9 protein-coding genes are annotated in these 12,760 nt (G+C 46.8%); 8 read left to right on the plus strand and 1 reads right to left on the minus strand.

Features of this window, described 5'->3' with window-relative positions; all coding sequences use genetic code 11:
- The first annotated feature begins 306 nt into the window (after nt 1-306).
- The 4 genes from OU814_RS28910 to OU814_RS28925 all read left to right on the plus strand — a co-directional run bounded on the left by OU814_RS28910 (nt 307) and on the right by OU814_RS28925 (nt 4,873).
- Nucleotides 307-2,073: an alpha/beta hydrolase gene (locus OU814_RS28910; protein ID WP_268242981.1), complete on the plus strand. Its 1,767-nt coding sequence runs from the start codon at nt 307-309 to the stop codon at nt 2,071-2,073.
- A 24-nt stretch (nt 2,074-2,097) separates the two neighbouring features.
- Nucleotides 2,098-2,583, plus strand: a complete 486-nt coding sequence (locus OU814_RS28915; protein WP_268242982.1) for a hypothetical protein — start codon at nt 2,098-2,100, stop codon at nt 2,581-2,583.
- A gap of 3 nt (nt 2,584-2,586) precedes the next feature.
- Nucleotides 2,587-3,774 (plus strand): lipase family protein, encoded by a 1,188-nt coding sequence (locus OU814_RS28920; RefSeq protein ID WP_268242983.1) that lies wholly within the window; start codon nt 2,587-2,589, stop codon nt 3,772-3,774.
- Nucleotides 3,775-4,042: 268 nt separating this feature from the next.
- On the plus strand, nt 4,043-4,873 hold the full coding sequence (locus tag OU814_RS28925; RefSeq protein WP_268242984.1) for a hypothetical protein: 831 nt from the start codon (nt 4,043-4,045) through the stop codon (nt 4,871-4,873).
- A gap of 12 nt (nt 4,874-4,885) precedes the next feature.
- On the opposite strand, the gene OU814_RS28930 is transcribed toward OU814_RS28925, so the two are convergent.
- Complete coding sequence (locus OU814_RS28930; RefSeq protein WP_202806921.1) at nt 4,886-5,437, minus strand: pentapeptide repeat-containing protein; 552 nt, start codon at nt 5,435-5,437, stop codon at nt 4,886-4,888.
- A gap of 221 nt (nt 5,438-5,658) precedes the next feature.
- On the opposite strand from OU814_RS28930, the gene OU814_RS28935 reads away from it, so the two are divergent.
- The 4 genes from OU814_RS28935 to OU814_RS28950 all read left to right on the plus strand — a co-directional run bounded on the left by OU814_RS28935 (nt 5,659) and on the right by OU814_RS28950 (nt 12,747).
- Entirely contained in the window at nt 5,659-7,188 is a 1,530-nt protein-coding gene (locus tag OU814_RS28935) for a SagB/ThcOx family dehydrogenase (RefSeq protein WP_268242985.1), read from the plus strand.
- A gap of 42 nt (nt 7,189-7,230) precedes the next feature.
- A complete protein-coding gene (locus OU814_RS28940; RefSeq protein ID WP_268242986.1) occupies nt 7,231-8,139 on the plus strand; it encodes a histone deacetylase family protein in 909 nt (302 codons plus the stop codon).
- 970 nt (nt 8,140-9,109) lie between these two features.
- Complete coding sequence (locus OU814_RS28945; RefSeq protein WP_225885695.1) at nt 9,110-11,677, plus strand: MHYT domain-containing protein; 2,568 nt, start codon at nt 9,110-9,112, stop codon at nt 11,675-11,677.
- A gap of 221 nt (nt 11,678-11,898) precedes the next feature.
- Nucleotides 11,899-12,747 (plus strand): alpha/beta fold hydrolase, encoded by an 849-nt coding sequence (locus tag OU814_RS28950; RefSeq protein WP_017288420.1) that lies wholly within the window; start codon nt 11,899-11,901, stop codon nt 12,745-12,747.
- Nucleotides 12,748-12,760: the final 13 nt, after the last annotated feature.

The following is a 12,760-nucleotide window of genomic DNA, read 5'->3' on the forward strand; positions in this document are numbered from 1 at the left end:
TGGTTTAGATTAGATGATTACTTTACCTGCAATGCCTTGAAGGTCAAATACCCGATGCCTGTCTAGGTGTTATTTAATTGGGAGATAGAAGTTTTGCAGTTGAGACATGAGAACATTTAGGAGCTTTTTATCTGAGCCTTCAGAGATCGGGAATGACTGAAGGAAGTCAAGCAACCAATCAGCGATCGTCATGAATTTGGACAAGTGGACGGTCTATCTACATTTCTAAAACATTACTGATAATGTCTTCCTCCAGAGAGTTAGATGTCTTATGCTATTGCTATCTATTTTCTGACGACCTGAATCATGCCACATGCCGTCGTTTCCCTAGTTCAAGCGATGCCGCTCCGCCCCAAGAAGGTTTCAGGTTTCCCAACTCGAACCCTGTTCCGATTGGTTCTAAGTGGCTGTCTGAGTTTAGGAGGGGCATGGAGTGTTGCGATCCGACCAGGGTTTAGCGCTGAGCAAATGACGGTTCGTGTTGGCGATCGCCCAGTGATGGTTCCTCTCAGCGAAGTCGAGCGCTTTGCTAAAACAGGACAGGTGAATCCCGCTTTGGCTCTGATCACCCAAACATTGGACAATTCTTCTCGCCAACAACTGCGTCAGGCATTAATCACTCCGATTCTGCCATTGAAAGCTGCTGATGTAGATCGGCTGACTGGCACTACCCTGTTTGAACCTTTGATGAAGACCCTGGGCAAAGCCCTCCAATCTACATCTAGTAATCCTGGTAATCTCCCAATGCGAACGGCTCTTAAACGGGCTGCCGCTTCATCTTATGGACTATCGTTGTTAGGCATTCTGCGGGGTTATCCGGAACAAACAGTGCAGGTGAATCTGATCTACCTGTTGCAACTCATGACTCAACTCTCCGTTCTCAGTCAATATCGAGATGCAGCAGTGAAAGCCGTTGAACAAGCGGATCAGACGGAACCAGCGGCAATGACGCTGCCCCCGGTTGCCCGGTTGCCTAGAGTGCAAAATGCGGGATCCTATGCGGTACAAGAGCGATCGCTCAAGTTCAAGATTGTCAAACCTCGGTTGCCCCAAACTGGAGCAGGCAGTTCCTACCTGCTTCCCGTGGATCTCTATCTACCCAAGAATGCCCCGCAACCTGCCCCGCTAATCGTCTTCTCGCATGGGTTTGGTGCCCGCAGTGATGCCTACGCCTATCTCGCTAAGCATCTTGCGTCTCACGGATTTGCCGTAGCAGCAGTGGAACATTTGGGCAGCGACCTGGATTATCGTCAGGTGTTTCTAGCTGGCAAGTTGAGCGATTTGATCTTGCCTCAGGAGATGATCAATCGATCGAGGGATATTACCTACCTGCTGGATGAATTGGAAAAACAGGTTGCTCTGGGAGGAACCTTGGCAGGGGCGATCGAGGTGACTCGCGTTGGAGTCTTGGGTAACTCTTTAGGCGCAACTACTGCATTATCGGTGGCGGGCGCGCCTCTAAATTTGCAACGATTACGGGCGGATTGCAATGATGATCGCATCACATTGAGTATGTCGTTTCTGGTGCAGTGTGTTACCAAAACTGCCTCAACCCAAGCTTTTGTGAACCTAGGCGATCGCCGTATTAAAGCGGTATTCGCTGCCTATCCGTTGACTAGCCACATCTTTGGTCCCGAAAGCCTAAGCCAGATTACGGTTCCAACCTTCATCATGGGTGGCAGCAATGACATTGTCGCTCCGGTAGTACAAGATCAAATTCATCCCTTTCTCTGGCTAAAAACGCCCGAAAAGTATCTGGCGCTCATCGTGCCGGGTACTCACTTCTCGACCAGTGAAGATGCCCATGTGCGATCGTTCCCAACAGCGCTTGTTGGTCCCGGACTATCAACGGGACGATCTTATCTGCAAACCATGAGTACGGCATTTTTCAAGCGGCATCTTACCAATGCACCGGATTATCAACCTCTGCTCACGGCTGCCTACGCTGCATCCATTCGTCAAGCTAATTTGCAAATCTACCTGACGCGATCGCTGACTGCCACCCAACTAGAACAAGCCTACGGCAGCACTCCACCCACGCCGATCGTTCCTAAACCTGTTGCTGCCAAATAGTTATGGACTTGGAGTATTGATTCGATGTCCAAACCGAAAGCTCACTCCCACGACTCATTTGATTTTGCTCATCATGCGGCGTTTGTGCGCCGTCATCGGGCAATTCGGGGGTTAATTTTGGACTATGCCTTGGGCATGGCGATCGTTGGGTTGAATCCAATTCCTAACACTCTCTGGCTGACGCTTCTGATTGCAGTCGTGTTGTTAGTGAAAATGAGCCGCGATGTGGGCAAAAAATGGGGGTTCCCCGCCGTTTATGATCCCCTCGCGTTTTTAGGGGTGATGCTTGGGGTGGTTGGAGCTTTTGTCCTAAGCGTGATGGTTTTTCTGGTGATGTTATTGATGGGGCATTTGTTTCCCTTGTTGTCTGCTTTTACGATTTCAGTTGTCCTGTTTACGTTGACTTGGGCTTGGGGACAAACTATTCATCACTTTTTTGCCAATGGCTTTCCCAAACGGACTCACCATCGCACGACCCAAGAATTGCCATCAACGCAGGATAGAGATTAGAAAATGACTTTATTTGATCATCGCAAACTCACACGACGACAATTGCTGCTAGGTGGATTAGGTGTAGGAGCGATCTCCACTGGATTTTACAAAAACTATCAACTGGAACAGGCTCGTAAACGCCAACTCGCTCTGGAAACCTTGGCAAAAGCAGAACTGTCTAAGCGCGACCCACGGGAGCAATTGAAAGAATGGTTTGGAGGCGATGCCCAACGAGCAAAAGGTCATATTGAAATTCACGCTGAACCCGCTAAACTGACATCTCCAACACGACCCTATCGGCGTGAAATTTCCCAATTATTAATCGAATGTTGTGCCCTTACGACCCATCAATACGTTTTGGGCAAGCTCGATGAGACGTATAACGGGGACATCAAAACTCTGCCAACCTTTCCCAAACGTCTTACTGGATACACTCAGATTGCTATCCTACGCGGAACTGAAGATGATACGGTGAGCGATGATGTTGAAGTTGATCTGCCGTTAGAGAGCGCACCCCATGTCGAAGGTTCAACGCAACAACTGTTACAGGATGCCGGGTTTAATTTACACCAGCGTCTCAAGGAAGTCGTTAAAGTATCCCGTAAAATTCCTGTCTACTTTGGGTATGTGCTGACTTCTCCCAAACACAACATCATTGCATTTCGCGGCACGAATCGGGAAATCGAAGCCATTACGGATGCGATCGTTTTTCAAAATGACTACCCAATTTCTGGCTATGGCAAAGTTCATGGGGGTTTTTTAGATCTTTATCAATCTCTGTTGGATCAGGTGCAGGCAGCGGCAAAAACGTTCAATCCTAACCTTCCCTGCTATATTACCGGACATAGTTTAGGAGGTGCACTCGCAACTTTAGCAGCACTCGATTTAGCGTTAAAATTTCCAAATCTCAAAACTCGTATTCAGCTTTATACCTACGCTTCCCCACGGGTGGGTACTCCTGAATTTGCTACCCAGCACAGTCAACTGTTACCCAACAGCTACAGGGTGGTGAATCTGGGAGATACGATTCCGCTCACTCCGCCCTTTGAGGTGTATGGCAATCGCTATTCTCATGTGGGTCAGATGTGGTCATTTCTGGCAAATACGGGAGATATTACTCGCAATCACATGATTGTCACGTATCAAGCGGCTGTAACCCAGTCTATTGAAACGAATAAAGCCCGGATTCAGCCAGTTGCAGGGTTTTAGGCGATCGCTGTAAGCTAAGCCAGTCACGTTTACTTTTAACACCAGCATTTATGCAGGAAGTCCAACTCGCTGCTTTACTACCTGTGCGACGATTGCTGTGTGTTTCGTTATACTCGCTCGATTGACACATTTGCATCGAATCTACTGGACAAGCAACCCTGACGAAGCGCAATGTACAATTCCTCCCATCCGGAACCCGTTTCATTGCCCGTGAATCTATAGACAAGAGGACAGTGCCTAAATCGTCTCAGTTCAGGTACTGACGCATATGAACAAAACTGCACTTTTGACTGGAGCCGTGGTGCTAACTGCCGCCATCGCATCAACGATCGCGACCGTCACCTATCAACGTCCGACAGCAGAAAAAGTTGAGCAACCGCCAGTTGAACAACCTCAACCTGCTCCCACATCTACCCCCTCAACAGAGAAATTCAATCCCCCGGTTGCAACTTCTCCCACACCTGCATCTGCATCTTCTCGTCAGCCGATTACTCTAGTCGATGAGTCTGTGCAATCGCCAGAATTTGCGAAATTTCTCGATCGCACAAAACAAGCTGTCCGCGATCGCGATGCAAAATATATTCGCAGTATTGTCACCCCAGCAACTCGCTTCAGTTTTGGCGAACATCGATCGATTAACTATCTCAATCCCGACAATCCCAAATCTCCTTTCTGGACATCCCTGGAAAAAGCCTTATCGCTTGGTTGTTCGCAGGAGGCTCAAGCCTATTCTTGCCCAACTGTATTTCATCAATTCGACGAAGCTATCAAGAAAAGGAATGCGGACATTGATGCTTTTTCTGCCATTGTCGTAGTCGGACAAAATGTGAATGTGCGATCGCAACCCCAGGAAAATGCTGCTGTCATCGCCACCCTGACCAACGAAATTGTCAAGTATGACATGGAAACCTTTCAGAATGCCGCTGCAAAAGAGGCGCTAAGACTGGATGATCCAAATGGTTGGACTCCGATCGTACTGCCCAATGATAAACGCGGATATGTTTCGAGTCGATATGCTTACAGTCCAGTCGGTTATCGAGTTTTCTTTGGCAAAGAACAAGGGGAATGGAAAATGCAAGCCTTTGTGAGCGGAGATTAGTGTGAGCGGAGATTAGTCCGCATGGCGATGTCCGTCCGGGTAAATCGTAAAGGCATCAACGATCGCACCTGTTAAGTCGAGATCAATGGCTCGATCCAAATTGGCTCGGCTCAAATTCGCGCCACTCAAATTTGCATCGCGGAAATTCACGCGACGCAGATCCGTATTGCTTAAATCTGCATCGCTGAGATCGGCGTTTCTCAAATCCGCTCCCGCTAAATCGGCTCCCGTCAAATTTGCTCCGCTTAGATTTGCAAAACTCAAATCCGATCGCGAAATTTTCGCCTGCTGTAAATCTGAATTTGATAAATTCGCCTGATGCAGTTGGGTATCACTCAACTCTGCGAACTGTAACTGAGTCGATGTCAAATTCGCCTGTCGCAAATTCGCATACGGTAAATAGGCTCGATTCAAGCGACATTCAGCCAAATTGATATCGACTAACATCGCCTCAAAAAAGTTTGCTTGTTCTAAGTTACACCGTTCAAAATTCCGTTCTCCCTGGTTGTACCTTGAAATTAGCTCTTCTGCTGCGATCGTATCCATTACCGTTCTAAAGTCCACCAATCAACGCTCATTACAAAAATGTAAAAAAGAATTGTAATAGGTTAAGGATACTTAACATTTTCTTTAGGGATCATCCAAAAAAGATCTTGAAAATATGGGGAACGGCAATCCAAGAAATTGAAAAGTCTCTATCTTGGAATCAAGTTGTTCTGCGAACGACTAGCTCTCAACCCCATCTCGTGTCAATATCAGAAACAGTACGCTGCCGAACCAGGACTATGCCGGACTTGCAAGTGTCGATCGCTCAACACTATCACGAACGTACCAAATACGACCCCCAAACGATTCATGCCAAAAGCCAAGCCCTAAATTGGGAAGAACAACCCATTCCGTTCAAAGCATACCGATTTGGCACATCGTTCGATTTGAAGCCCTATCTGAGCGAAGAGACCAACCAAGGCGATGAGACGATTTGGTGGCAAAGGCTCTCTAAGCTTTTAGTTTGTAGTTACGGTTTGACCGGAGCAATCCCCACCAATGGCGAACCGCATTATCTGCGATCGTCCCCATCGGCAGGCGGTCTTTATCCGGCGGAGATATATTTGATCTCACGCGGCACTCCCTATCTTCCTGCCGGACTCTACAACTATCAATCGAAAACGCATACGCTGGTTCATTTTTGGCAGAGTGATGTCTGGACAGCTTTACAATCGGCGTGTTTTTGGAATCCAGTGCTCGAAGATACACAGCTTGCGATCGTGGTTTCTGCTGTGTTTTTCCGCTCGGTATGGCGGTATCAAGATCGAGCGTATCGACGGATTTTTCTCGACAGTGGGCACTTACTGGGCAACATTGAACTTGCCTGTGCGATGACTGATTTTCGTCCCCATTTGATTGGGGGATTTGCCGACGAAGCGATCAATCAATTGCTGTATTTTGACGTGAATCAAGAAGGTGCGATCGCAGTATTACCGATCGCAGATTTACGAGAACTGCGCGAAAATTTGCCCCTAGCTCGCACTGCGCTACCCACGACTCCTCAGCTAGAGTATCCTCGTATTCCAGACGGCAGTTTATTGAGCTATTTTCATCAAGCTACCCAAATTCCCGACAATCCGAATGCAAAAGTAAATTGGCAAGTTCCTGAACCGAAAGCGCAGCAGGATAAGTACAATTTTCCTTTCTGCTTAAAGGTTTCCATGACTTGTCCACCGATCGATTGGAGTCCGAATTTATCTGGACTTGAACAAACGATCATTCACCGTCGCTCCACTCGTGCGTTTAGTGGAGAGAAGCTATCGCTGGATGAACTTCGCGCTGTCCTCGATTTTACTTATCAACCTCAGCATTACATTGAGCAAAACTTCGATCGATCTCCTGATTATTTTGATTTAAGCTTGGTGGAGACATTCATTGCGGTATCTGGGATTCAAGACCTGGAGGATGGGTGTTATTACTATGCGCCTGCGACTCAAGAACTTCGGCAGATTCGGTTTAAAAACTTTCGCCGAGAACTGCATTTTCTTTGCTTAGGACAAGATTTAGGGCGAGATGCGAGTGCGATTGTGTTTCACACGGCTGATTTACGCACGGCGATCGAGCAATATGGCGATCGAGTTTATCGCTATCTGCATATGGATGCCGGACATCTTGGACAACGAATGAATCTGGCTGCCATTCACCTCGGTTTAGGCGCAAGTGGCATTGGTGGATTCTTTGATGATCAAGTCAATGAGGTCTTAGGGATTCCCGAAGATGAAGCGGTCTTGTACATCACAGCCTTGGGACGACCGAGAAAGCGAGAATAAGTTGCTATAGTGAAAAACTGAATCTATTGCAGATATCCGCTTATGTTTCCGGTGATCTATTCCGATGAGTTTCTGCTGCACGATACGGGGCATTTTCACCCCGAAAACTCTGGGCGACTGACTGCAATTCAAGCTGCATTAAAAGCAACATTCCCCAGTCAGATTCACTGGCAACTTCCGACTCCGGTCGAAACTCGATCTCCCCTTTCATCGGTTCAAGCGGTTCACACTCAGCATTATCTAGATCAAGTTCGGTTGACTGCAAATCGCGGGGGTGGGTTTGTCGATGGTGAAACTGTGATTTCTCCACGCAGCTATGAAGTTGCACTGCTTGCGGTCAATGCTTGGATTGATGGGGTTGAGATGGCGCTTTCGGGTCAGCCTTGTTTTGTGATGGCACGCCCGCCTGGACATCATGCGATCGCAGATTTGGGTATGGGATTTTGCTTACTGAGTAATGCTGCGATCGCGGCTCATTACGCGCTGCAAAAGTGCGATCGCGTTGCGATTCTCGATTGGGATGTACATCACGGGAATGGCACACAAGCGATCGTCGAAAAGAATCCGAACATTCGCTTCTGTTCGCTGCACGAATCGCCTCAATATCCGAGAACAGGAGATGCTTCTGAAAAAGGGTTTTATCAGAATGTTTTGAATTTGCCTGTGTCGGCGGGAAGTACGATCGCAGACTATGAACCGCTCTTTCAGCAGAAAGTGATTCCATTTCTAAGTGAATTTGAGCCGGATCTGCTGATCGTTAGTGCTGGATATGATGCGAATGCTGCCGATCCTTTAGCAGGCGTTTCACTCCAGCCCGATGATTATCGTGTGTTTACAGAATACTGTTTGGGGCTGACTCGCAAGATTGTGTTTGGGTTAGAAGGCGGATATGACTATGATGCGCTAGCGCGATCGGTGGTGGCAACGATCTCACCCTGTCTGAAGGATTAAGAGTGCTTTTTCAAGATTAGAGCCAAAAGGTTTAGAGATTGATTAACCCCCAGTTCGCAATGCTTCTCGATCAGTCTCAAACTTGTCTAATCGCTCACGTCCTCATCCTGCTGTAGCGTCGCTCGATAGCTTTGCGGAACTTCTTGAGGTAGGGTCAGCGATGAATCATCGTGGTTAAAAAAGTTCGATCGCGTGCGCTTCAATCCCCCTACTGTATCCCTCCGAGATTAATACGCGAATCTACTGTTCTGTGAACTGCCGCTGTGTCATGATCTTTATAGCTCTCCTCATCCCTTATAACTTCCTAGCCGATCTTATTGGTTCATTTTTTCTTAACTTTCTGAGCAATTTTTAGCTAATTCTTCTTGTGTTTTTTTACCGTTATCTGGTTGTCTAAATCTCTTAAGTTTATTTCCCAGTCTATAAATATCTGAAACTCGCAATTCTAAAAGAAAACTTAAATCTATCCAACTCCTTGGATCTCAGATTGATTTAGTCTTTTTTCCATCCATTCATCCACTTTAGTCTCTAGGAAAGCCCTGAATAACTGGCTTTCCGGCACTCGATTGTTGCCTTATGGATGATTTGATTTGATTGAGATTAGCGATCACACTTTTCTTAAATGTGAGACAGAATGATCGATTTCTATCTTCAGGCATAGACCATGATTTGCATTGATTGGGAATTACTAGACATATAGTCTCTAGAAAATGCTTTTCTCAGACAAAATTTAGAATTCTGCTCCAATTGATTGTCACAAAACGAATTGACAAAGTTGTTCTTTTTTAGCTTAGAGAGATGACTTAGGAAGCAGTGCGATCGAAGCATCTCTATTATTCATTTCCCCTGCCTTCTCACATTCCTTAGGTCTATGGCTTCTTTAACCACTGGTTATAATCTTCAACTTGTTCTTGTTTCAGTGCTCATCGCTGTTTTAGCCTCCTACTCTGCTATAGATCTGGCTGGAAGAGTGACTGCAACCCAAAGCCGAGTTCAAAAGATTTGGTTGTTCAGTGGTGCTGCTTCGATGGGCATCGGCATCTGGTCAATGCACTTTATTGGTATGTTGGCATTCCGATTGCCTGTTCTGGTAAATTACGACTTTCTCACCGTTCTTGTTTCGATTGTGCCAGCCATGATTGCTTCAGGATTGGCGCTATTTCTGGTTAGTCGTCCAACATTGGGCTGGTCTCAACTTCTAGGTGGCAGTATCTGCATGGGCTTGGGGATTGCCTCTATGCACTATATCGGTATGCTTGCAATGCATGCCTCGGCAGTCATCCACTATGACGTTCGCGTGGTTGCGCTCTCGGTTCTGATTGCGATCGCCGTCTCGTTTGCAGGACTGTTTTTGGTCTTCCAGTTGCGAGAAGAAACCACATCGCGCCAACTCTGGAAAAAACTCTTAGCTTCCTTAATTATGGGGATAGCAATTCCGACGATGCACTACACTGGCATGGCTGCCGCCTGTTTCATGCCGATGTCTAATATGCTCGCGGAGTCAAGCTTACAACCCCCCAAAAACGTAGTCCCTTTAGCTGCTGCTGTGATTGTTGGCACGCTAATTATTTTAGGACTCGCATTACTAGCCGCGTTTTTCGATCGGCGGTTATCTGCTCAAATCATCTATGCCCAGGCGATTCAGGAGAGCCAACAATATCTCAAAACGATTCTTCAAGGCATTCAAGTTGGTGTGTTGGTGGTTGAAGAAGATGCTCAAATTCAGTTATCCAATCGCGCAGTGCTCGATCTATTACATTTCTCCAGTGAAGCAGACCTACAAAAGCTGTGGAATCAAGGTATTACAAGCTGCCTGGATTCAACTTTGCTTGAGGATTCAGAGAATCCGCTGCTTCATTCAATGCAACCTGTATTGCAAAACATCCTTGCTAAACAGCCAGTACAGAATGCTGTGATTTATGTTGAAGCTGAGGAGCAAGAACCAACGGCGCTTCTAGTTAATGCTGTTCCTTTGAAATTATCGAATGCTGCGGTCACTCAGATGGTTTGTACGTTTAATGAGATCACTGAGTTAAAGCGGACTGAAAATCGTCTCAAGGAATCCGAAGCAAAATTCAGAGACTTAGCAACTCAGGAAGAACTGCTCAACCAGCTTTCATCTCAGATTCGAGAATCTCTGGATCTTCCGACGATTTTGCAAACGGCAGTCTCCGAAGTGCGGAAACTATTTGCTGTCGATCGCGCTTTAATTTACCAATTTAATGCGGATTGGCGGGGACAGGTTTCACTTGAAGATGTGGCAGAACCTTGGTCTCCTACCCTAGGCGAGGCAGCAGATAATTGTGCGCCCGGTGAATGTTTTGAAAAATACCGCCAGGGTCAAATTCGAGCCATTAACAATGTGCTTGAAGCGGGGTTAGATCCAACGCATCTTCAGTTCTTGCAACGCTTGCAGGTGCAAGCTAATCTGATTGTGCCGATCATGGTGGGCGATCAACTCTGGGGCTTGCTGATTGTGCATCAATGTAGTCACCCTAGGGTTTGGAAGGAGGAAGAAGGCAATCTACTGTATCGCCTGGCGGGTCAGCTAGGGATTGCGATTCAACAAGGAGATCTCTATGCCCGGATGGAGAATACTGCACTGCAAGCTCAAGCTCAAGCTGAACAATTGCTCGAATCTGAAGTCCGACTGACGCAGCAAACTCGAACTCTCCAAAAAACCCTGGAAGAGCTACAAAGCGTTCAACTCCAACTCGTTCAGAGCGAAAAGATGTCTGGTTTAGGTCAACTGGTCGCGGGCGTCGCTCATGAAATCAACAATCCAGTCAACTTTATCCACGCTAATCTGAATCATTTACAAACCTATGCGTGGGATTTATTAGATTTTGTACAGCTTTACCGCAAGTATTACCCCGATGCGATGCCAGAGATTGAGGCGAAGGCTGAAGAAATCGACCTCGAATTCTTGCAGGAAGATTTGATGAAACTGCTGACTTCAATGAAGACTGGCACTGATCGTATTCGTCAGATTGTGCTGTCGTTGCGTAACTTCTCGCGCATGGATGAATCAGAATTTAAAGCCGTCGATATTCACGAGGGAATTGAAAGCACCTTGATGATCTTGCAACATCGGTTAAAGGGAAGTAAAAACCGTCCAGCGATCGGGGTCATTCGGGAATATGACAATTTGCCGATCGTGGAATGTTATCCTGGACAACTCAACCAGGTATTGATGAATCTGCTCAGTAATGCGATCGATTCTTTGGAAGACCAGAACGAAAAACGAACCCTGCAAGACATCAAAGATCATCCCAGTCAGATCACACTTCGCACATCCTCGATCAACGCTCAATGGATCGAAATAGAAGTGGTCGATAATGGTGCGGGAATTCCTGAAGAAGTTAAAGAACGGATTTTTGATCCATTCTTCACCACAAAACCAGTTGGGAAAGGAACTGGTATGGGATTATCCCTGAGCTATAAAATCATCGTTGAACAACATGGTGGCAAACTAGAGTGCTATTCACAGCCTAATCAGGGCGCACAGTTTGTGATCCGGATTCCTATCAAACAGTAAACCTAGAAGAGTGGTTTAATCTCAAATTCCGACAAGCTCAAATCGTTTGGACTGTCATGCTATCGCTGCACATCTCACCAGCCAATTTCTAAAAACCTTACTAGCCGATGTAGAGTTCATAACAGTCTTAAATCGGTGTGAAATAGGGGAATAGGGAAATCGCTTCTCGTTCCCCTGTTCCCCCAACTTGCAAGACCTTATGAATCAACCAGGAGTGCTCTATGTTTGCGAAGATTCGGGATACACAGATTTACTTTGATATTGAAGGCGCAGGACTCGTTCCCGATGGCGATCGTATGCGAGAAAAGCCGATCGCCTTCCTGATTCATGGTGGTCCTGGTGCGGATCATAGTTCTTACAAGCCGACGTTCTCTGCCCTGAGTGATCAATTGCAGCTCGTCTACTTTGATCATCGCGGACAAGGACGATCGGCAAGAGGCGACAAATCAACTTACACGCTCGATCAAAATGTCGAAGATATGGAAGCACTTCGACAATATTTGGGACTCGAGAAAATTGCTGCGATCGGCGGTTCGTACGGGGGCATGGTTGCTCTAACCTATGCCACTCGCTATCCCCAAAATCTCTCTCATCTGATCGCGATCGCCACTGTTCCCGATTTCCGCTTTCTCAAACGTGCTCAAGCAATTCTCAACGAACGAGGCACCCCCGAACAAATCGAGATCGCTCAATATCTCTGGAATGGCAACTTTGAAACCGAAGAGCAACTTGCCGACTACTTCCGAATCATGCAGCCGATGTACTCTGTGAATTGTCCCGTTGCAGAAAGTCGATCGCGTACCATTCTCTCGATCGATGCAATTAACATGGCGTTTGGAGGATTTTTGCGATCGTATAACGTTCTCGATCAGCTTCACAAAATCACTGTTCCTACGCTCGTCATTGGCGGACGGCACGATTGGATCTGCCAACCCGAATTCTCAGAAGAAATTGCCAACGCGATTCCCAACGCGGAGCTGAAAATTTTTGAGAACAGTGGACATCTCATCCGTTTAGATGAACCACAAGCCCTACTGAGTGCAGTTTCAGAATTCATTGCTAAAAAATAGGGGCGATCCCTCA

This window comes from Leptolyngbya sp. GGD, from assembly GCF_026735145.1.
GTDB lineage: Bacteria > Cyanobacteriota > Cyanobacteriia > Leptolyngbyales > Leptolyngbyaceae > Leptolyngbya > Leptolyngbya boryana.